Origin of the sequence: Nocardia sp. JCM 34519.1, from assembly GCF_020361265.1 — a bacterium.
GTDB lineage: Bacteria > Actinomycetota > Actinomycetes > Mycobacteriales > Mycobacteriaceae > Nocardia > Nocardia arthritidis_A.
The window spans coordinates 879,116-899,858 of sequence record NZ_JAIRBR010000001.1; the positions used below are offsets into that span (position 1 = coordinate 879,116).

The following is a 20,743-nucleotide window of genomic DNA, read 5'->3' on the forward strand; positions in this document are numbered from 1 at the left end:
CGGGTGCGATGGACAACCTTGAATCGAGCCGAGAAATCCGTGCTCGCGGCCCTGATCCTGGCGCTGTGCGCGACGGTGACGCTGGGCGTCGTCGCCCTGGTGCGAACCGAGCGCTCGCGAGACGCGGCCCGGGTGCGACTGGATGGCAACACCGTGGTTATCCCGATCGATGGCGGCTCCGCCCTGGTGGACACCACCTCCCTGGCAATCACCGCCGATCGCGGGCCGGAGCTATCGGCACCGGCACAGGGGGCGCTGGGGCGGCCCGGACCGGTGCGCATCGATGTGGACGCCGCCACCTGGACCTATCCGGACCAGGGACTCACCGTCACCGCCGCGGCAGAGCGCGGACGGTTGCGAATGACCGTGCACAGCGACCGCGACGGCCGCCTGGTGTGGCCGGTGACCGGAGCCGATCCGGCCGCGAGCGCGCTCCAGCTGCCGCGCGGTGAGGGCCTGTCGCTACCCGTCGCGGATCCGTTCTGGAACTCCACTGCGGCCGCACTCGTCGATCACCCGCTCGATCTGACCTCGGGGCTGACCATGCCCTTCTGGAGTTATCTGCTCGGCGACCGCGGCGTGAGCTATCTGGTGCCGACCGATATCGGCAGCACGCTGACGGTGTCCTCGGTGGACGGCAGGCTGCGCGCCCGCGCCGAACATGCCTTCGACACCCGCGCCGAAACACTCGACTACACGGTCACCTTCGCCATCACCGATGCGAATCCCGTTGCGGCAGCGCGAGATTACCGGCGCTGGCTGATCGACCACGGGCAGCTGGCCACGCTGCGGGACAAGATGGGGCGCAATCCGTCGATCGCCCGGCTGCTCGGCGCCTTCCACGCCTACGTCTGGGGCGATGGGCGCACACCCGATGCCGTGCGTCAGCTGCACGACCTCGGCGTGAGCCGGATGTGGCTCGGCTACGACTCGGGCGCGGACCCAATGTCCGCGGCCGCCGTCGACACCGCGAAGCAGGCGGGATACCTTGCCGGACCGTACGATTCGTACGCAAACGCACAGGATCCGGCCACCGCCGACAACCCGTCCTCCAGCTGGCCCGGGCGGCTGTGGCCGCAGGGATGTGTGCGGAAGGCGGACGGCACACCGGAGACCGGTTTCGGCAATCGCGGCTGTTACCTGAGTTCGCAAGCGCTGGCCCAGGATTCGGCGGTGTTGGCGGACCGCTACGCGCGGATGACGGCCAACGGCGCGAACACCTACTTCCTCGATGTCGACGCGGCGGGCGAATTCTTCGACGACTACAGCCCGGACCACCCGATGAACCAGCGCCGGGACCGGGAGAACCGGCTGGCCCGCATGCGGACGCTCGCCGAGGACCGGCATCAGGTGCTCGGCTCGGAAGCCGCGGGCGCCTGGGCGGCACCGGAATTGGCATTCGATCACGGCGCGCAGACCCCGGTCACCGATAAGCTGTGGCCGCTACAGCGCGACCGGCAGGTGTGGGGTGCGTGGGCGCCCGAGCGCGCACCGAAGGCGTTCTTCCAGCCGGTGGATCTGCCCGACGATATCGCGAAGGCGATGTTCGACCCCGCGTATCGAATTCCGCTGTACGAGACGGCATTGCATGATTCGATCGTCAACGTCGACCGCTGGGAGCTCTCCTATTACAAGCTGCCGCGACAGCGGACGATGCGAGCGCTCACCGCGATGTTGAACAACACACCGCTGAACTTCGTGCTCGATCGCGCGACCATCACCGAGCACGGCCCCGAGATCGCCCGGCTGCAAGGCTTTTTCGCGCCGCTGCACGAGGCGGCGGGCACCCTGCCGATGACGAAATTCGATTGGCTCACCGGCGACCGCCTGGTCCAGCGCACCGTTTTCGGTGACAACGCCCTCACGGTGACCGCGAACTTCGGCGCACAGCCCTACGGTGAGCTGCCCGCGGGATGCGTCGACGCGAAATTGTCCGGCGACGCCGCGCCGCGCAGACTCTGCCCGGGACAGTAGATGATCGGCCTGCTCCGCCCGCGCCGGATGGATATCGTATTCACCTGTGGCGCGGCACTTCTCACCGTGATACTGATCGGCCACCGCGAGGTGCCCGACCTCATGGGCCTCGGCATCGTGCTCGATACCGTCGCTCCGTGGCTCGGGCTCCTGATCCCCGTGCTCGCGGTCGCGGCGCTCGGGCTGCGCGCACCGCTCGGCGTCGCCGCGACGCTGGTTCCGCTGCTGGTGTGGGCACATCTCTTCGGAGCATGGTGGGCGTCGCATCCGGTGACGGTGGGCGACAAGCGGTTACGGGTTGTCACCCAGAATCTGTACGCGGGCAACCGACAACCGGCGGACACCGCACGCGCATTGGTCGCCATCGGCGCGGATCTCGTTGCCTTGCAGGAGGTTACGTCAGCGGATCGGGCGGGTGATGCCATTCTGGCCGACGCCTACCCCTACCACCACGCCGAGGGCACGGTCGAACTGTGGAGCCGCTATCCGCTGGGACGATCGGGCCCGGCGGATGTCGGCGCGGGTTGGCGGCGCGGATTGCGGGCACTGGTGCAAACCCCATTCGGCACGATCGCGGTGTACGTCGTCCACCTGCCGTCGGCGCGGCCCGGCGCGACCGCCGACCGGGATCGCGGCCTGCACACCCTCTCCGCCGAGCTGACCGCCGACCGTGCCGAAAACGTCGTCGTGCTAGGCGATTTCAATACCACGGACACCGACCGCAACTGGTCCGGTTTCGCACCGGGCTATTTCGACGTCCAACGCCGGGCGGGCACCGGCCCCGGCTTCACCTGGCCCGCCGGATTTCCGATCGCGCGCCCGGATCACATCCTGGTCCGCGGCTTAGAGGCGAGCGCCGCAAGCACATTCGAGACGCCCGGTCCCGACCACCGAGCCGTGACAGCGGTCATCTGCCGTTGAAGCAGTGGCTATTTCGGCAGATCGAGCCCGCCCACATCGGTGACCTTCCAGCCGCGCCCGCGATCGAGGGTGACCGTGTAGGTGACGGTCGATTCGTTGCCGCCGGGGCTCTGGGCATTGATCGTGCGGACGTCGAGGAAAACGTTGACCTTGTATGTCCCGCCCACTACCGAGATCACCTTCGACGAGATCGCGGTGGCGGTGGATTTCCACCGCAGCGGGACGATGATCTCGCGCAGTTTCGGTGCGGTGGTATCGAATTTGCTCGCCAGCTGCTCGGTGGTGTTCTCCTTCAGCCGGGCGACCCACCCGTCGATGTCCTGGTAATCGACACCCGCCGCACTCACCGCGTAGCCGGTGGCGAGCTGTTCGGCCTTCTCGAATTCGGCTGTCCCGGCGTCCCTCCCGGCGCGATCGGATTTCAAGGTGATGAGTTCGGCTTCCAGCCGATCCCGTTCGGCGGAGAGGTGGTCTCGATCCTGCTGTACCGAAAACAACAGCGTCACAGCGGAAATCAGCGCGATTGTAAGAACGACGACGATTGCGGCGAGTAACCCGACACCCAATGCCCGGCCGCCTCGGGCTCGCTCATTACCCGGCGGCTCCAGCGAGAGCGCGGGCATCGGCTTGGTCGCCGGCGTGGTGTCCGCGGAATCGATTCCCGGCTCGACACGGTCGGCCACGGGCCCTCCCCTCGATCACGGCGGGCATCCGACTCGCCGCCGCGGCGAACCGTATCACGAACGGATATGCGGCGGCCCGGATCACCGGGTAATAACCAGGCCGCGCGCACCGATGTATCGGGTATCGAGCATCGACTCGGTCCATGCCGCGGCGGAGGGCAGCCGCACGCGGCACCTGATTGCGGCGGTGTGGTTCGAATCCCACACCGCCGCAATCATTCTCAGGCTGCGATGGACTGCACGACCTTAACCGCGACCAGCACCACCGCGACGGCGAGGTACCCGCGCAGCGCGATCATGCCCGCCATGCGCAGCGAGGAGAACGCCGGACGCGTCAGCGTGTCCAGTGCCGGGGTGCGCCAGGCATCGCGGTCGGCCTCCAGGATGGCCTTGCGTTCGGCCCGGCTCAGCCGCACATCCTCGAGCTCCTCCACCTGGTCGGGATCGAGGTTGCCGAGTTCCTTCGCGGTCCGCTCGGCATCCCTGCGGTCGGCCCGGTGCTTGGCCAGTGCGATCACCCCGCCGCCGAGCAGGCCGATCAGCGCGCCGACGCCGAATCCGATCTCCAGGGTGGCCGTCGACAGATCGGGGAAGAAGGTGGCCGCGGTCAGCGCGAGCGAAAGCAGCACCAGCGACCACACGATGATGCCCGCGACGATGTTCTGCCGCGCGGTGTTCACCCACGGACCGAGCACCGCCTTGTCGTTGCACAGCAGCACCAGGAATACCGTCGCCGACGGCAGCAGCACACCGGCCAGCGCCTGCACGCCCTGGGTGAGCAGGCCGAGCACATTGTCCGGGCTGAACGAGACGGCGGCGGCGACGGCGAGCAGCAGGGCGTATCCGGCGTAGAACAGCGGGGCCTCACTGATCTTCCAGTGCAGCGAATGCCGCCTGCCGAGGGTGTCGCCCAGCGTGTACGTGGTGGCGAGGCCGACCGCGTTCGCACCGATCAGCGAGGCGTCCAGCAGCAGGATCGCGAACAGCGCGCCGACGGTCTGGCCCTTGTGGTCGTGCAGCGCCTGCGCCACCGCACCCGCATCGGTGAAGTTGCCGATCGCGTCGGTGCCCGCCAGCCCGAAGGCCGCGGCGGCCATGATCGCGACCGCGCCCATCATCACGACGACGATGCCGACCCACAGGTCGATGCGCTCGTACTTGATCCAGCGCGGGGTGATCCGCTTGTCGACGATGTTGGACTGCTGGAAGAACAGCTGCCACGGCGCGACGGTGGTGCCGACGATGGCGACGATCAACAGCAGCAGCGTCGAGTTCAACCCGCCGGGGAACGACGGCACAACGCCTTTCGCGGTCTCCGAGACGCTCGGATGCACCATGAACGCCAGCGGGAACATCACGATGTTGATCGCGATGAGCGCGAAAAGGAAACGCTCCCAACGCCGGAACGAACCACCGGCCACCACGGCGAACAGCAGCACCGCCGCCAGCGGAACCGAAATCGCCTTGGGCAGACCGAAGTAGTTCAACGCCATGGAGACGCCGATGAATTCGGTGACGATGGTCAGCGCGTTGACGATGAACAGATCGCCGACGCTGAACGCACCCCAGAACTTGCCGAACCGGGCGAAGATCAATCGGGCGTGGCCGACACCCGCGACCGCGCCGAGCCGGACCACCATCTCCTGATTCACGTACAGCACCGGAATCAACAGCGCCAGTGTCCAAATCAGCGCCATACCGTAGTTCTGCCCGGCCTGCGCGTAGGTCGCGACGCCACCGGCGTCGTTATCGCCGACCATGACGATGAGGCCGGGGCCGATGACGGCGAGCAGCATGCGGAACCGCTGCCAGCGGCTGCGGCCCTCCGCCGTATCGTGCTGTTTGATGGTGCCGAGGGCGCCGACGATATCGCCGACATGTGCCGAATCCAGTGCTGCCGGAGCGCCGTTGGCGGGGGCAACGGCTACCGTCGCGGTAGTTTCGCGGCGGCTGCCGCCATTCGAGAAGAAGGCCATCGCCATTCCCTCGCTTCCTGAAAATCATTGCTGCACAACAGCAGTGGTGAGACTTCAGTGATCCGTTCGACGCCGTCGTCGAAATGCGTATCAGTAGGTGGTGTGGCCGCCGAGCGAGGCGGTGAATATCGCGTTGCGGCCCCGGCTGGCGCGCAGGTTCGCCCGCTCCTGCGGGGTGAGGGTGTGCCGGGCACGCTGCTTGCGGGCCGACTCACCCAGTACCGAAAGCACGGTCAGGCCGGGCCGGGCGCGGTTCTTGCGAACCGACTCGCCCAGCATCGAGAACAGGGAAATGTGACGCGGAAAAACAAGGATCGCCATGGCGAACTCCTGACAGGAAAGTCAGTCACCACAACCTTTTTCGGGCACCACGAAATAACCCGGACGCCAAAGCACCGACCCCCTCACCAAAGCGGAATACGCCTCGTAGGTCGATGGGTGGTTTCAGGTTTCAGGCGGTAATCAGGCCGCGGCGAGCTGGTATCGATAGGGGTTTTCGAACCGGACTCGGATACGGACTATCGCCGGACTTCATAACGTCCCCCACCTCCTTGCTGCCGAGACGCACGCGAGCGTCGCTTACTCATGGCATCAGACCACGCGGAAAGGGATACCCACGCCTGAAACGGCGAGGTAGGCACCCCTCTCGTCAGAGCTTCGGCACTGTACGACGTATCCCCCTGGCAGGGAAGCCACTTTGGATCGCGCCTTAATCCGGGACGATCTGTCCTAGCCCTGGGCGTCTCTCGACGTCGTGGGACCAGTGGCCTTTGTTCGTACAGGAGCCTCGCCTAGCGAGGTGCTGACCTGAAAATGTTGCACCCAGACTGATCGAAAGTCAAATCAGTGCCGGTCGGTTCTTCGGTACGGGCTAGGTCGTTGCGACACAATCTTTTTCGGTCCGGTTGCGCAACTGGGGACGCAACCGGACCGAATTGCTCAGGATTCCGCCGGCGCCGCGGGCGGGGTGTTGAGCCGCTGGAAGAATTGGATCGCCGACGCGATGCCGACCGGAACGCCGAGCACGATCGTGCCCGCCGCCGCGCCGAGCGCGACACCGGCGACGATGCCCGCGAGGCAGCCGCCGACGGCGCCGGGCAGGAAGATCGGCGGCATCAGCACCGCGCCGACCACCGCGCCCGCGACACAGCCGACGCCGCCGCCGATGATGGTGCCGACCAGGCTGCCGACGCCGGTGGCCAGGCCGAATTGCGTTCCGGCGGCGCTCAGCGCGGCGTCGAAATCAGCCTGCGCATCGATCGGCTTCAGCGCCGGGCTCGGGGCCTGGGTCGCGGTTGCCGGATCGGTGCCGGGCGTCAGGATCGCGGTGTTGCCGTCGATCTTCGCGGCGATCGGGAAGACCTTGTCGTCCAGTCGGTAGCTCAGTGGCATACCCGCGGCCACGTGGCCGTCGGCGTCGAGCACGTCGAACTGGCCGTCCTTGGCGAAAAGGGTGCCCGCGTCGGTCTTGACCACGATGGACTTGTCGACGACGTTCGCGGTCCAGTGGATGCCGGGCGCCTCGGCGGCCGAATTCTGTTGCTGCGGAACCGCTGTCGACTCCGGAGCGGTGATGTTGAGCGCGCCGAGCGCGACCGCGGCGCCTGCCGCGTAGATGCTGAACTTCCTCATCGAAAAACCTTTGGAGCTCGGGTGGTATTCATACCGTTTTCGGGCATCACAAAACCATGGCGGGCGGATTTTGAATCCGATTTCTACCCGAATAATTCGGGCAGCACGAATTACGCGGTCGCGATATGGCGCGCGCCGCGGATTACGAAAGTGTTCATGGTCGTGTGACGAGAATCGCGACACGACGAGGCCCGGAAAGTCCGGAACTCGGATACGGATGGTCACCTATGGGCATCGGGTCTTTCCTCACCTCCTCGAGGCCGGGCGCACGGGGGCGCGAGCAGGGCGCACGCGAGGAAACCACCACAACGGAATCCGCTGGTGGGCACCCCTCTCGTCAGAGTTTCGGCACTGCACGACGTATCCCTCGACGGGGAAGCCACTTGGGATCGCCCCTTAATCCGGGACGACCTGTCCTGATCTTGGGCGTCTCTCGACGTCGTCAGATCAGTGGCCTGTGTTCGTACAGGAGCCTCACCTAGCGAGGTGCTGTTTACGGCGAAATCCTGTCATTCCGGATATCGGAAGTCAATTCGGACATTATTCGATTGCCGCGCGCCGATCGAGTTCCAGAATCATGGCGGTCATCGCGGCGCTGTACGCCGCGCTCGCCGCCGACGGGCGATCGGCCGGGTAATTCGAACGATGGGTGACGATCACCCCGTTCGGCAGGGTGACGGTGCGGTCCGGCACGGTGGCCACGCAGTTGCCGCCGGATTTGCCCACCAGATCGACGATTACGGTCCCGACGGCCATCGCGTCGAGTGTCGCGGCGTCGATGAGGATGGGCCCCTTCGAACCCCGGTGCACCGCGGCGCAGAAGACAAGGGCGGGCGGCTCGGCCGCGAGTTGGCGCCGCAGCACCTCCGGATCGCCGTCAGGATTGGCAAGAAAACGCTTCGCGCCCAGGTGGATCGCCGCGTCGGCCTGCTCCGGCCGATTGCCGATGGCGACCGCGGCATCGCCGGAGCGCACCGCCGTGCCGATGGCGGACAGCCCGGCCTGCCCGCAGCCGATGATCAGCGCGCGCATCGGATCCGATCCCGAAACCAACTGTCGCGCTTGTCCGTACGCGATTTCCCCGGCGATCCGGCTCATGGCCGAGAGCGCGTCTATCTCGGGGCGGTCGTGCGTCACGGCCTCGAAACCGACGGATGTGACACCGCGAGCGCGCAATTCGTCGATCAGCGCCGCGCGGTGGATCGGATCCTGAAATCCGACCAGCGTCATACCCGGACGGACCAGCGAATCCAGTTGATATGCGGGTGGTTTCACCCAAGCCACCAGATCGGACGCGCCGTACAGCTCGGCACGGTCGACGAGATCCGCACCGGCGGTGCGGTATTCGGTATCGGCTATTTCCACACCGCGGCCCGCGTCGTATTCGACCATGATCCGATGACCCGCCGCCACCAGCCGCCGCACACCGTCCGGAGTGAGCGCCACCCGCCGCTCAGCCTTCGCGGTTTCCCGTACTACCCCGGCAATCATTGCGCGACAACGGTTTCGAGCAGGCCCTGGCGCAGCAGCACATCGCGGTAGGTGTCACCCGCGCGGATGTCCAGGATCAGCCGCGTCAACCGGTCGAACAGTTCGTCGAGCAGGTCCGGCGACTCCTGGCCCGGCGCCTTGCGCGGTGCGAGCACATTGAGCCGGACACCGAGCCGCGCCGATCCGGTGCGGTCCAGCGCGACACTGTCCACGCCCGCCGCGGCCAGCAGCAGATCCTCCAGTTGCGCACTGGATTCGACGCCCGCCGCGGCGAGTAGGTCGTCGGCGAACGCGATGGTGCGGAACATGCCCTGCGAACTCCCCAGCGGCCGCAGGACCTGCGCGCCGACGCGGGCATTGATCGCATCGATATGCCTGCGCGCCCGGTCCAGCTGGCGGCGCATCAGCGTGCGATTGTGCGCGAAATACGCCTCCGGCGTGTGCTCGACGATCGCCCGCGCCAGGTGGATCGACTCGCGCTGGAACGAGATGGTGAGCCGCTCGCGGATCCTGGCCAGCCATTCGGCGTCACCGGAGCAGGCGGCGCCCAGCTTGCACGGACCGAATGCGTTGTAGCCCTTGGAATTTCCGGTAACCGTCAAGACCCGGTCGTACAGTCTGCCGCCCGGCAACGCCAGCGCGGCGATGGGGATGTGCCGCGCCACCATGGCATCGAAGGCCATATCGCAGATGATCGGCGCACCGCTGTCGAGCAGCACCTGGGCGATCCGGGCCAGCTCATCCGCCGAATAGTCCACCACCACCGGATTTCCCGGCAACGTCAGCAGCACACCGCACAGCTCGCCGCGGCTCGCGAAATCGTCCAGGCAGCGTGCCAGCAGCTCCGGATCGATCTTGAACGTCTGATCCGGCGCGACCGGGCAGGAAACGACGCGCAGCCCGAACTTCTCGACGTGAATGCTGGAACTCTTGTAAAACCCTTCCGGGCAGACGATTACGCCGCCGGGCCGGGCCAGCGTCGCCACCGCCTCCTCGAGCAGCATGGTGCTCGAGTACGGGCAGACGATGACCTCATCCGGATGCACCGCGATACCGGGGACAGCGATATCCGGCGCGGCCAACCGACCAAACAGCTTGTGCGCGGCCAACTCTCGCAGAATCAGCGGCTGCCGCTTGTCATAGAGCGCGCCATCGCGATATTCGTTCGCGTACTCGGGCGCGACGCCCGGATCCCGCATGGACATCAGCTCTCGCCATGCCCGGTCGAGCGCGGCGGCGGCGTCCGGATGCAGCGGCAGCCCGGTTTCGCCGTGGTAGGCGTCCAGCACGCCCGAGTACCAGCGCCCCTCGGTTCCGGCGAATTGCGCATCAGCGCCCAATTGCTTGCGCACCAGACGTTTTCGCGCCTCGGAACGTTTCGCGACGGTCGCGAGACCCGGCTCGTGCTGCCACGTCCCGATATCGGTCAGCGCGCTCGTCACGACCTTTTGCCTTCGACAGGCGAATCCCCCGGCGCGGGCATCTCCAGCCAGCGCCGTTCCAATGCCGCGCGGAACCGGTCACGGCAGTCGGCGAGCCGCTCGTATCCGGCCAGCTCCGGATCGGCGACCACATCGTTGACCACAATGGCCGATCCGGCGAGCTTCAGCGCGTAGAGCTTCTCGAAGCGGCGCACCGCGAACGCGACATCGTGCTTCAGCGCCGAGAAGCGGGTCGCCACCCGGGCCTGCCGCGAATAGTCGTACTCACCGACCGCGACATACTGTTCGTCGACGACGAGCATGCTCTGCGCGTTGCGCGCGTGCTCCCGCTTGACCAGCACGCTCTCCACGCCGGATCTGGTTTGCCGCCATAGTCTTTCGTCATAGGGCCAGACGTCGTCGATGGTGTCGAGCACGTACATCCGGCGCACATCGATCTTGGGCGGATGCGATTTGTCGGCCAGTCGCAGAATCGCCTCGTGATAGTCGTCGCCGACATCGCCGCCGATGGTGCCGAGGTCCGCGGTGTGGATCGCGCGGACCGAGCGCCGCGCCTGCTCGAGGATGATCAACCAGTCGCTCACCGTATTCCACTCCCACACGGTGGCGCTGCGCGACGGAATCTGGGTGATGATCTCCTCCGCCCGCTCCAACTGCCGGGCCGCGATCATGCGCAGCGGTTCGATCTCCTCCTTGACGCTCGTGGCATCGATCAGGCTCTGCGCGATGCCGAGCGCCCGATCGACGAGTTCAGGGTCCTTGCCGAGCAATACGTTGAAACGCATCCGGAGGTCGTGATACCCGCCGGTGCCGCCGCTCGAATTCGAATCGTCCAGCGCGGGCAATTCCGCGCCGAGCGCCAGGCTCAACCGTTCACGCAGCGGTAGCGGGGGTATCCGGGTACCGTTCTCGATCTGCTGGATCAGGCTGCGCGAACAATCGGCCTTCCTCGCGAGCGCCGCCTGGGTGAGCCCGCGTTCCGTGCGGAGCCTGCGGACCAGTTCACCGACCTCCTCGCGACCCGCGCTCGAACCAGCCATTTCACGTCTCCCGTCCTGCGCATGGGGTTGCCGTGCTCATCGTGTGTCATCCGGTCGTCATCATAGTCACGATGTGGCAAGGGTTGACGTTCGGAGCGCTGTCGGTTTCCCGAATGATGGCTGAGATCCGGATAGTTCGCGCGCCTCGGGAGCCGTCGGGATGATCCGGGCGGCTCGTTCCCGTCTCGACTCGGCCTGCGCGTGGCCAATCCCGCTGTTTCCGAGCAGTTTTGCCGACTCCGAGCCCGAATCTTGCTTAAACAATATCTTTTTGGATTTTTTCATATCCTGAGATATCACTGAGGCTTAATTGACACGCCGAAGTGGCGATCAATAGCATTGGTGTCAGCGCCACCCCGGCACTGGACCGGCTCACCCGCCGCAACCTGCGTTCGGACGGTGGCCGGATACGAGGAGGTGTCATGGCACTAGCGTTGACCGACTGGTTGATCACCAGCGACATCACCCCCGAAAGCGCGCGCTTCGTGCCGACCGCCGACGGTGGCCACTGGATCCTCAGCTGGCTCCCGGACATCCCGCTTTCCCGCGAGCGCGCGATCAGCGGCATGGTCCTCGACGAGACGCTGAGCGATCCCGACCCTGAAGATCCGCTGCTCGCAATGGAACTCGCCGCCATCAGGGCCGCGGACCTCGGCATGGAACTCGCCGAGGCCCTGCTGCGGCTCTACGCCCGCATCCTCGAACGCGACCGGCAGCACCCGCTGGCCGGCACCCCCCGGCTATTCACCGCCGCGTGAAGCCGGGTGACGCCGCTGCGGGGTCGGCGTCGCCCGGCTCCGCACTCAGTGACCGGAGACCACGTTCACCAGCTTCGGCGCGCGCACGATCACATTGGAAACCGCCCGTCCCGCAAGGGCATTGGTGACACCCGGCGCGGAAAGAGCCAGCCTGCGCAGCGATTCGTCGTCGATACCCGTCGGCACCTCGACCCGGCCGCGAACCTTGCCGTCGACCTGAAAGACGCAGACCGTGGTTTCGGCGGTGATCAAGGCGAAATCCGTAACCGGCCAACCGGAATCGGAAACCGACGGCCGATGGCCGAGTCGCTGCCACGCCTCCTCGGCGGTGAAGGGCGCGAAGCACGACGTCATCCGCACCAGCGCCTCCGCGCCCTCGCGGATGGCCGGATCGCTCGCGCCGGGACCGCTGTCGACGGCCTTGCGCAGCAGGTTCGTCAGCTGCATCAGCTGCGCGATGGTGACGTTCAGCCGCTTGGCCGCCATCAGCTCGGTGGCCTTGGCGATCACCTCGTGCACCGATCTGCGCACCGCCGCCGAACCCACCGTTTCCACGGAAACGCCTGCGGCACGGCCGATCTCGTCGGCCAGCCGGTACACCCGGGCCAGCCATTTGACCGCGCCCTGCGGTGCGAGATCGGCCCAGTCGATATCGTCCTCTGGCGGTCCGGCGAAGATCATGGTGACCCGCACCGCGTCGGGGCCGTACAGCTCGATCTGCTCCTGCAGGTTCACCAGATTGCCGAGGCTCTTGCTCATTGCCTTACCGTCCATCAGCACCTGGCCCTGATTGGTCAACCGGGTGAAAGGCTCGGTGAACGGCAGCATTCCGGCGTCGTACAGCACCTTGGTCAGGAACCGGGCATACAGCAGGTGACCGGTCGCATGCTCCTTGCCGCCGATGTATTCGTCCACCGGCAGCCAGCGCGCGATGCCGGCCGGATCGAACGGTCCATCGGCGTAATCCGGATTCGGATAGCGCAGGAAATACCAGGAGGAGTCGACGAAGGTGTCCATCGTGTCGGTATCGCGATGGGCCGGGGCGCCACAGCGTGGGCAGGCCACCTCGGCCCAGTCGGTCGCGCTGGCCAACGGTGAACGCCCGCCTTCCGGCCGCAGCTGATAGCCGGTCTCCGGCAGCCGGACGGGCAGCTGCTCGTCCGGCACCGCGACCTCGCCGCAGGTATCGCAGTGGATGATGGGAATGGGTGTGCCCCAATATCTTTGGCGGGACAGCAGCCAGTCGTGCAGCCGGTAGGTGACCGCGGGCGCGCCGCGGCCACGTTCGGCCAGTTCGGCGACGATCTCGGCCTGCGCGGCGACGCTGTCCGCACCGGTGAACCGGCCCGAATCGACCAGCACGCCGACGCCCTCGGCCGCGACGCCGGTCGCGGCCGGATCCGCCGCGCCGGTTTCGATCACGGTGCGCACCGGAAGTCCCAGTGCCAGCGCGAAATCGAGGTCACGCTGATCGTGCGCGGGCACGGCCATGATCGCCCCGGTGCCGTATCCGGCCAGCACGTAATCGGCGGCGTATACCGGAATGCGTTCGCCGCTCAGCGGATTCACCGCATAGGCGCCGAGGAACACACCGGTCTTGGGCCGGTCGGTGGACAGTCGCTCGATCTCCGTCGCGGCGGCGACGGAATCCCGATAGGTGATCAGGTCCGTCGTCCGGTCGGGCGCGCACAGTTCGGCCGCCAGCGGCGCATCGCAGGCGACGACGAAAACCGTTGCACCGTAAATGGTATCGGGCCTGGTGGTGAAGACGCGGACCGGATCGGAGCGGCCATCGATGGCGAAATCGATATGTGCGCCCTCGGATCTGCCGATCCAATTGCGCTGCATGGTCAGGACTTCCGACGGCCATGCCCCCTCCAGCTGGGCCATATCGTCGAGCAGCCGCTGCGCGTATTCGGTGATCCGGAAGAACCACTGGGTGAGCGCGCGCTTGCGCACCTGCGCCCCGCACCGCTCACACCGGCCCTGGATCACCTGCTCATTGGCCAGGACGGTCTGATCGGTGGGACACCAGTTCACCGTCGCGTCGGCACGGTAGGCCAGCCCGCGCTCATACATGCGCAGGAACAGCCACTGGTTCCAGCGGTAGTACTCCGGATCACTCGTATGCAGCCGGGTTCGCCAATCGAACGAAATGCCGAGCCGCCGAAAGGATTCCGCCTGTGTCGCGATATTCCGGTAGGTCCAATCCCGCGGATCGAGTTCGCGCTTGAACGCCGCGTTCTCGGCGGGCAGGCCGAACGAATCCCAGCCGACCGGGAAAAGCGTATCCGCACCGGACATCCGGGCGAATCGGGCCATCGCGTCGCTGATCGCGTAGACCTCCGCGTGACCCATGTGCAGGTCGCCCGACGGGTAGGGAAACATGCTGACGATATACCGGCGCTCGGCGGGCGCGCCGTCGCCGAGTAACCGGGAGACCTCGAAGGATCCGAGTAGATCCCACGACCGGAGCCACCGGTCTACGGTGGTTGTCGGATCGAAGGTCTCGTCGCTCGAATCGTCAACGGAAGAGGTCATCGTCAGGCTTCACTCGCTGTGGTCGAAATCGAATAGGGGTAAATGGGTGCGGTGACACACCCGCAAACCGCCGTCGACCCCAGAATGCCAGGGCCGACGGCCGATTGCGATCGTATATTGGCCACCGCGGCCCACCCGCTCTAGCCCGACCACACGGGAAAGCTGGTGCAGAACAACACATCTGATTCCGAATGCGACACCAGATGCGTATCGTGCCCGGTTCGGTTCAGCAGTTGCTCGGCGCCGGTCTGCCGTCGAACCGGTCGGCCAGGTAGGCAATGCCCTTGGGCGCGTTGAGCATCGCCGTGCCGTGATCGGCGCCGGGCAGCATCTCGAACAGCACCGGCGTCCCGGCGCGGCAGTACCGCTGCGCCACCTCCCTCGCCAATTGCGGACTCACCACATCCGCGGAGCCGTGCCACTGGTATAGCGGCACCCGCGGCACACCATCGAAGGTTTCCAGGCTGTTCTCGTGCAGGATCCGGATCTGGGCGGTGTTGACATCGTCGGGGGTGCCGTTGAAGTAATCGCTGAACCGCTTGTTCGCCGCCGACGCGACGATTTCCTCGGTGCAGGCGTTGGCAATTCGCCCGCGCAGCTGTTCACCGGCCGGATTCAACCAACCGTCCAGCGCCATTTCCTTCGGATACTCCCGTTCCAGCCCGACCGCCCCGGCGAAACCCAGACCGAACAGCACGTTCGGCTGTCCGCTCAGCTCCAGCGCGAGCTTGCCGATATTCACCGGAACCCCGCCCTCGGCGACACCGACGATCGGCAGTTCAGGCGCGTACTCCGGGGCGAGTGCGGCGGCGAAACCGGTCGCCATACCGCCACCGGAATAGCCGGCCAACCCGACCGGGCTGTCCGTCAATCCCGCGGGCGCGAACCGCTTCGACGCGCGCACGCCGTCGAGCACGATCCGGCCGCTCATCTTGGCGGCGCCGTAGGCGCTGTCCGGCCCGAGATGGTCGGCGACGGACACCGCCCAACCACGCGCCAGCAGCAGATTCAGCGCAGGCGCCTCCTTCACCTCGCCGGTGAACAGTCCGTGCGATGGCGCACACTCCAGACCGAGCGAGTTGATGAACGGCTGATACGCCACCAGCGGCCGGTTGCCGCCCCCGCCGAGCGGCAGCAGCAGCGTGGTGACGGCGCCGATCGGCGCACCCGCGGAATTCGTCGACCGGTACAGCAGTTGCCATGCGGTAGCGCCGAGGAATCCGGGAGCCGGAATCTGCCTGCTGCGCACCACATCTCCGGCACGGTAATTCCCGATATCGGCCGGGGCCGCATAGAAGGGATCCGGATCCGCGGCCGGGTATATCGTCGCGGCCTGGGCCGGACTCGCCGACGACAGGCCGATCGAAAGGGCGGCAAGTACACTGCCGACTTGCCAGTAGAGCCGCCTCAATCGTTGTCCTGCAAGGTATTTCATTATCGTTGCTCCGTTGCCGGTCGGGGGCTGCATCGATCTACTTGCGGTACTGCAACTTTCGGTGGAATCACGCCGCGGTGCGGAGCTCGTCGTCGAGCCCGTGCGCGGCCAGGATCCTGGCCCGCTTGCGCGGCTGGATATTCGCCTTGGTCACATCGCCGCCGAGGTGTGCCATCAGGCGCCGATCCATGACGTACCGCCACACCGGCGGGACCATGGCGAAGAGGATCATGGTCGCGTAGCCCGCCGGAAGTTGCGGGGACTCTTGGGAACTGCGCAACGTCTGATAGCGACGGCCCGGATTGGCGTGATGATCGCTGTGCCGCTGCAGATGGAACAGGAAGATATTGGTGACCAGCCGGTCGCTGTTCCAGCTGTCCCGCGGCGAGCACCTCGCCCACTTGCCGTTGCGCTTGCGCCGACGCAACAGCCCGTAGTGCTCGACGTAATTCACCGTCTCCAGCAGACCGGCGCCGAGCACGGCCTGCAGCAACAGATACGGCAGGATACGCCAACCGAATACCACGATCAGCCCGCCGAACAACACCAGTGTCATCGACCACGCCTGCAGGATGTGGTTCTGGATGCTCCACCAACCGAGTTCTTTCCGGCGCAGCCGCGTCCGCTCCAACTCGATCGCGGAACGGAAGCCGCCGATCACGCTGCGCGGCAAGAACTCCCACAGCGATTCACCCAACCGCGCACTCGCCGGATCGTCCGGCGTGGCCACCCGCACATGGTGACCGCGATTGTGCTCGACGAAGAAATGACCGTAACCCGACTGCGTCAGCGCGATTTTCGCCAACCAGCGCTCCAAATGCTCTACCCGATGCCCCAATTCGTGCGCGGCGTTGATCCCGATACCGCTGACGAAACCCAGCGTCGCCGCCAGCCCCAGCTTGTCGATCAGCCGCAGGTCGTCACCCGCCCACATGGCGCAGGCGATGAGCAGCCCGATCAGCTGGACCGGCAGGAACATATAGGTGCACCACCGGTAATACCGGTCATTGGACAGCAACTCGTAATCCTCGTCGCGCGGATTGTTACCGTCCTCACCCACCACCCAGTCCAGCACCGGGATGATGACGAAAATGATGATCGGGCCGATCCACCAGAACACCGGAAGGCCCGTCCGCAACACCAGCTGCGACGGCAGCAGCGCGCTCATCGGCGCGATGAGACCCAAAACCCACAGGTAGCGCTTGGGATCGCGTACCTTCTTACGTACTCCGAACGTCCTCATGCGCTATCCGGCCGCCACACTTCCGGGATTCAGATTCAGCGCGGATATCAGCTGGCCGAATATGACACCGAGCGGACCTGGTAATAACGGTTTCGGCGCGGGCGGCGGATTGTCATCCTGCTGTGCCACCTGCTGCACGATGACGCGGGCCTGCCGATGCCGCAGCGTTCCCATCGGATCGGCGGCGAGCTGCGGCGGTTCCGGCACCACGGTATCGGGCAGTGCCTGCGTGGTATCGGGCAGTGCCTGCGTGACACCCGGCTGGTCAGCGGTCCGCGGCAACGCCGACGACAGACTGCTGGCATGTGGTCGATCGATTCCGGAAACCGGCGGCGCCGCAACCCTATTGGTCTGGATGGCCCGATCGCCGATACCGATGGCGGCAGCGAGCAGGGCGGCCGTGGACACCACGACCATGCCCACCGGCGCGGCCGGCCGGCGAATTGTGTTGTGTTTACCCATGAGCTGCGTTCCTTCGAAACTGTCGATGATTCGCCGCATAGGCCGAATTTTCGAAAGCGAAGGTAACGGTTCGATATACCCGATGACCAGCAGAATAAGGGCAACTTCAAGCTTGTTAAGCGGCCTTCGCGCGACATGACGCTACCGTAGGTTCGGGTTAATTCAGTTGAGGCTACAATATGACCCAGGTCACAGTGCCTCGATTACTTTCAGATTGACGTAACTGTGATCAAACGGATATCATCGGCGCACAAACAGAGCGGCATCTCGAAAAGCTTTATTACAAAGGCTCGCGAGAGCCGATTCGCGGATGAACGCAACATAAACCCAGTGAATCCCAGTATTTTGCACGGTCCGCGCCGCTCGACGCTTGCCACGACCCATCCTACCGAGTATTCACTGAATTTTCAGTGCGCCGACTGAAAATTCAGTGACGGTAGTTCAGGCGCGGCCACCCGAGCCGTCGGCTCGCATCAAAGGTTACCGATGTCTGAATATTCTATGTCGACCACCAATGCCATAACACTACGCCAATTCGACTATTTCGTTAACACCGTGCAGCTCGGTTCCCTGTCCGCCGCTGCCAGGAAATTCGGGGTTACTCCGTCAGCGATGTCGCAGCAACTCGATGCCCTGGAGGGGTTATTGGGCAGAAAGCTGTTCGATCCGCAGTCGCGGCGCTCGACGCTCACCAAATTCGGTACCGAGTTCTTCGCGCAGGCCACCGATGTCGTCGCCACCGTCGACCGCGCCCTGACCATAGGGCAAACGTTCAGCGATGGCGTGATGACCATCGGGACGACGCCGACCATCGCCAACAAGTTGCTGCCGCCGCTGATCTACCGCATGCGCGCCGACCGCGGCACCGAGAATATCGAGGTTCGCTCGTACACCAATATCCGCGAGCTCTACTCGTCGCTGGACAACGGCGCCCTCGATATCGCCGTCGGACCACTCGGGCGCTCCGCCGCGCGGTTCGTCTACTCGTTCGGCGAGGAGGAACTTGTTGTCGCCTGCCACCACAGTCAGGAAAATAAATTTGACGGTTCGTGGGAGCGGCTGGCCGAGGCGCCCTGGATCCGCTGCGGTTCGGATTCCGATCTCACCGGCATCATCGCCCGGGAATCCGAACGGGCCGGAGTAAATATCCGCTATGCGGTGACGGCGCCGGATGTCACCGCCGCGCTGAGCATGGTCGAACACGGTGTCGGCGTCGCGCTGGTACCGAAGATGTCACTGCACGGATCGTCCCGGCTGCTGTCGACGGTGCGCCTGCCGCGGACGATCAAACGAGAATTGATCGTGCACGCCCGTGATATGTCGCTGCACGTCGAGAAATTCCTGGAAATCATTACCAACTCGGATGTGGTCCGGAAATTCGGCGCGGCGGGGCTGCTGGAAATCCGGCGTTCGGTCGCATTCCGGGTACCGCGCCGAAGCCCGGTCCCGGCCCGGCCAGTATTACAGGATGCGGAATGAACACCGAAAAAGTCGCGGCAGGTGTCGGCCTGAGTATCGGGACGGTGAATTCGGTGGCGGCCGCGGTCCGCGGCGGGCACCCGTCGGTGTTCACCCGCCGCAGCGGCGTCACGATCGATCGCGCCGGTACAGTACACCCCGGCGGCGGCCGATCCGGCACTGCGGTAACGGATTTCGCCGATCTGTCGGGTGATCCGGAACCGGTGGTCGTCGGCGGACGGATCTGGTCGGCCGCGAATCTCGTTGCGGCCGTAGTGCAAAACCTATCCGAATGCGTGCCGGGCAGACAGACCGTGCTGACCTATCCCGGCGGCTATTCGGATAAGCAGGTAGAGCTGCTGCGGCAGGCACTCGACCTGACCGGCGCGGGTACGGTGCGACTGCTGCCGGAACCGATGGCCGCGATCGCCTGGCTCGAGTACGAAAACGATTCGCTGACACCGGGTTTCGTGCTGGTCTACGATCTCGGCGCGAACAGCCTCGATATCACCGTGGTGCGGATCGGCACGGGCCCGGACGACCATGCGATCGTCGGTAAAACGTTGCGCTCCTACGGTTTCGGCGGCAGGCCGCTCGGTTCGGCCATCGCGCGACGCACCTTCGCCGACGCCTCCGATACTCGGTTACCGTCGACGCTCGTCGACTTCGGCGAGCTGCGGGCCCGCCATATCCGCGACAGCCTCGACCTGGTTCGCGATCAGGTGCGCGCCGCCGGTCTGTCCATGGCCGATATCGATCGAATCCTGTTGGCGGGTGGTGCGGTTCGGCCGCCGGAGGTCGCGGCGGTGCTGGCCGAGCTCGGCCGCCCCGTGGTGCAGGCGGCCGATCCCGGCCAGTGCGTCGCGACGGGGGCCGCCTGGTACGCCACCCGCATCGGCCGATCCGCCACCTCCGCGCCGCGGCAACGACCGTGGCCCGCCCTGGTAGCCGGCGCCGCATCGCTGTCGGTGGCGGCGCTGATGCTCGCCGCGCTGCCCGCCCCGCCCGGCGACTATCCATGGTCCCCGGCCCCAACGGTCGATCGTCTTCCCGATCTGCCCAGCGCATTCGTCGAACATCCCAAGCGCCTCGCATCGACCCCGAATATGCCGCTCCCGCAGGCTTTTACGCCCGCTGAGGCAGCTGATTCACCACCCGTCGCGACGGCGCAATCACCCGACCCCACGCAGTCCGACGGTCCGCCGCCCGACGAAAGCCCGAAACCGTCGCGGCATTCGGTCGCGGTGCCGTACCAGCCCGTGAACCCGGGACAGTTCGTCCCCGGTTATCCGTGGCCGGATGCCGCTGCGGGTCAAGATAACTCGCAGCCGACCGCTACCGCGGTCCCGCCCACCGGCACACCGGAACCATCAGCCAGCGAAACACCAACGGCCACAAACCAATCCGGCCAGCCACAGCCATTCACCCTCCCCGCGACACCGGGTGACGCGGTCGCTTCCGGCTCCCCGGCGCCCGCCCCGTCGAACGGCCCTGCCGCCACCGGAACATCCGGCGGCCCCGCCAGCTCATCGGGTGGTGACACCCCGAGTGGCAGGACAACCCCCGGCGGCGCATCCGCGGATCCCGGACCAGCGAGCGGCCCGGCACATCCGGCGGCACCGAACCATCCGGAAAGCCCGTCGCACCCCGGCAGTCCAGCCCACCCTTCGATCCGCTGAGATCGACG

16 protein-coding genes and 2 riboswitches are annotated in these 20,743 nt (G+C 66.0%); of the genes, 5 read left to right on the forward strand and 11 right to left on the reverse strand.

The features are described 5' to 3' along the window. Positions 1 to 3 precede the first annotated feature (3 nt). Together LGY53_RS04255 and LGY53_RS04260 are read left to right on the forward strand one after the other, a co-directional pair. The gene (locus LGY53_RS04255) at positions 4 to 1,974 is read left to right on the forward strand and encodes a glycoside hydrolase (RefSeq protein ID WP_225725293.1); all 1,971 of its coding nucleotides are present in this window, start codon (positions 4 to 6) and stop codon (positions 1,972 to 1,974) included. Beyond that, the gene (locus LGY53_RS04260) at positions 1,975 to 2,895 is read left to right on the forward strand and encodes an endonuclease/exonuclease/phosphatase family protein (protein WP_225725294.1); all 921 of its coding nucleotides are present in this window, start codon (positions 1,975 to 1,977) and stop codon (positions 2,893 to 2,895) included. Between the two features lie 8 nt (positions 2,896 to 2,903). Here the strand turns inward: LGY53_RS04260 and LGY53_RS04265 are convergent, their stop codons facing one another. The 7 genes from LGY53_RS04265 to LGY53_RS04295 form a co-directional block, all read right to left on the reverse strand. Further along, positions 2,904 to 3,578, reverse strand: a complete 675-nt coding sequence (locus LGY53_RS04265; RefSeq protein ID WP_225725295.1) for a hypothetical protein — start codon at positions 3,576 to 3,578, stop codon at positions 2,904 to 2,906. 221 nt (positions 3,579 to 3,799) lie between these two features. Continuing rightward, positions 3,800 to 5,554, reverse strand: coding sequence for an NRAMP family divalent metal transporter (locus LGY53_RS04270; RefSeq protein WP_225725296.1), 1,755 nt, complete (start codon positions 5,552 to 5,554; stop codon positions 3,800 to 3,802). 90 nt (positions 5,555 to 5,644) lie between these two features. Continuing rightward, positions 5,645 to 5,875 (reverse strand): hypothetical protein, encoded by a 231-nt coding sequence (locus LGY53_RS04275; protein WP_225725702.1) that lies wholly within the window; start codon positions 5,873 to 5,875, stop codon positions 5,645 to 5,647. A 313-nt stretch (positions 5,876 to 6,188) separates the two neighbouring features. Beyond that, positions 6,189 to 6,360, reverse strand: a riboswitch (M-box (ykoK) riboswitch). A gap of 133 nt (positions 6,361 to 6,493) precedes the next feature. Then, on the reverse strand, positions 6,494 to 7,186 hold the full coding sequence (locus tag LGY53_RS04280) for a hypothetical protein (RefSeq protein ID WP_225725297.1): 693 nt from the start codon (positions 7,184 to 7,186) through the stop codon (positions 6,494 to 6,496). Between the two features lie 322 nt (positions 7,187 to 7,508). Continuing rightward, a riboswitch (M-box (ykoK) riboswitch) is annotated at positions 7,509 to 7,679 on the reverse strand. A gap of 47 nt (positions 7,680 to 7,726) precedes the next feature. Continuing rightward, a complete protein-coding gene (locus LGY53_RS04285; RefSeq protein ID WP_225725298.1) occupies positions 7,727 to 8,677 on the reverse strand; it encodes a hypothetical protein in 951 nt (316 codons plus the stop codon). Continuing rightward, positions 8,674 to 10,119 carry a pyridoxal phosphate-dependent aminotransferase gene (locus tag LGY53_RS04290; protein ID WP_225725299.1) on the reverse strand — a complete coding sequence of 482 codons (1,446 nt, stop codon included), beginning with the start codon at positions 10,117 to 10,119 and terminating at the stop codon, positions 8,674 to 8,676. Before LGY53_RS04290 ends, LGY53_RS04285 begins: the two co-directional genes overlap by 4 nt. Next, entirely contained in the window at positions 10,116 to 11,159 is a 1,044-nt protein-coding gene (locus LGY53_RS04295) for a helix-turn-helix transcriptional regulator (RefSeq protein WP_225725300.1), read from the reverse strand. The genes LGY53_RS04290 and LGY53_RS04295 overlap by 4 nt, the downstream gene beginning before the upstream one ends. Before the next feature lie 422 nt (positions 11,160 to 11,581). Between LGY53_RS04295 and LGY53_RS04300 the strand changes: the two genes are divergently transcribed. Next, positions 11,582 to 11,917 (forward strand): hypothetical protein, encoded by a 336-nt coding sequence (locus LGY53_RS04300; protein ID WP_225725301.1) that lies wholly within the window; start codon positions 11,582 to 11,584, stop codon positions 11,915 to 11,917. Between the two features lie 45 nt (positions 11,918 to 11,962). Here LGY53_RS04300 and leuS read toward each other — a convergent pair whose 3' ends face one another. The 4 genes from leuS to LGY53_RS04320 all read right to left on the reverse strand — a co-directional run bounded on the left by leuS (position 11,963) and on the right by LGY53_RS04320 (position 17,598). Beyond that, positions 11,963 to 14,458: a leucine--tRNA ligase gene (gene leuS, locus LGY53_RS04305; protein ID WP_225725302.1), complete on the reverse strand. Its 2,496-nt coding sequence runs from the start codon at positions 14,456 to 14,458 to the stop codon at positions 11,963 to 11,965. 226 nt (positions 14,459 to 14,684) lie between these two features. Then, positions 14,685 to 15,893, reverse strand: a complete 1,209-nt coding sequence (locus LGY53_RS04310; protein WP_225725303.1) for a lipase family protein — start codon at positions 15,891 to 15,893, stop codon at positions 14,685 to 14,687. A 67-nt stretch (positions 15,894 to 15,960) separates the two neighbouring features. After that, positions 15,961 to 17,136 carry an alkane 1-monooxygenase gene (locus LGY53_RS04315; protein ID WP_225725304.1) on the reverse strand — a complete coding sequence of 392 codons (1,176 nt, stop codon included), beginning with the start codon at positions 17,134 to 17,136 and terminating at the stop codon, positions 15,961 to 15,963. 3 nt (positions 17,137 to 17,139) lie between these two features. Then, positions 17,140 to 17,598: a hypothetical protein gene (locus LGY53_RS04320; RefSeq protein ID WP_225725305.1), complete on the reverse strand. Its 459-nt coding sequence runs from the start codon at positions 17,596 to 17,598 to the stop codon at positions 17,140 to 17,142. 486 nt (positions 17,599 to 18,084) lie between these two features. Here LGY53_RS04320 and LGY53_RS04325 point away from each other — a divergent pair, with 486 nt between their 5' ends. Together LGY53_RS04325 and LGY53_RS04330 are read left to right on the forward strand one after the other, a co-directional pair. After that, the gene (locus LGY53_RS04325; protein ID WP_225725306.1) at positions 18,085 to 19,077 is read left to right on the forward strand and encodes a LysR family transcriptional regulator; all 993 of its coding nucleotides are present in this window, start codon (positions 18,085 to 18,087) and stop codon (positions 19,075 to 19,077) included. After that, positions 19,074 to 20,735, forward strand: coding sequence for an Hsp70 family protein (locus LGY53_RS04330; RefSeq protein ID WP_225725307.1), 1,662 nt, complete (start codon positions 19,074 to 19,076; stop codon positions 20,733 to 20,735). Before LGY53_RS04325 ends, LGY53_RS04330 begins: the two co-directional genes overlap by 4 nt. Positions 20,736 to 20,743: the final 8 nt, after the last annotated feature.

Coding starts and splice junctions, on each gene's coding strand:
- LGY53_RS04270 (WP_225725296.1), bottom strand. CDS start 5,554: ATGGCCTTCTTCTCGAATGGCGGCAGCCGCCGCGAAACTACCGCGACG.
- LGY53_RS04300 (WP_225725301.1), top strand. CDS start 11,582: ATGGCACTAGCGTTGACCGACTGGTTGATCACCAGCGACATCACCCCC.
- LGY53_RS04280 (WP_225725297.1), bottom strand. CDS start 7,186: ATGAGGAAGTTCAGCATCTACGCGGCAGGCGCCGCGGTCGCGCTCGGC.
- LGY53_RS04310 (WP_225725303.1), bottom strand. CDS start 15,893: ATGAAATACCTTGCAGGACAACGATTGAGGCGGCTCTACTGGCAAGTC.
- LGY53_RS04260 (WP_225725294.1), top strand. CDS start 1,975: ATGATCGGCCTGCTCCGCCCGCGCCGGATGGATATCGTATTCACCTGT.
- LGY53_RS04315 (WP_225725304.1), bottom strand. CDS start 17,136: ATGAGGACGTTCGGAGTACGTAAGAAGGTACGCGATCCCAAGCGCTAC.
- LGY53_RS04275 (WP_225725702.1), bottom strand. CDS start 5,875: ATGGCGATCCTTGTTTTTCCGCGTCACATTTCCCTGTTCTCGATGCTG.
- leuS (WP_225725302.1), bottom strand. CDS start 14,458: ATGACCTCTTCCGTTGACGATTCGAGCGACGAGACCTTCGATCCGACA.
- LGY53_RS04295 (WP_225725300.1), bottom strand. CDS start 11,159: ATGGCTGGTTCGAGCGCGGGTCGCGAGGAGGTCGGTGAACTGGTCCGC.
- LGY53_RS04285 (WP_225725298.1), bottom strand. CDS start 8,677: ATGATTGCCGGGGTAGTACGGGAAACCGCGAAGGCTGAGCGGCGGGTG.
- LGY53_RS04330 (WP_225725307.1), top strand. CDS start 19,074: ATGAACACCGAAAAAGTCGCGGCAGGTGTCGGCCTGAGTATCGGGACG.
- LGY53_RS04325 (WP_225725306.1), top strand. CDS start 18,085: ATGTCTGAATATTCTATGTCGACCACCAATGCCATAACACTACGCCAA.
- LGY53_RS04320 (WP_225725305.1), bottom strand. CDS start 17,598: ATGGGTAAACACAACACAATTCGCCGGCCGGCCGCGCCGGTGGGCATG.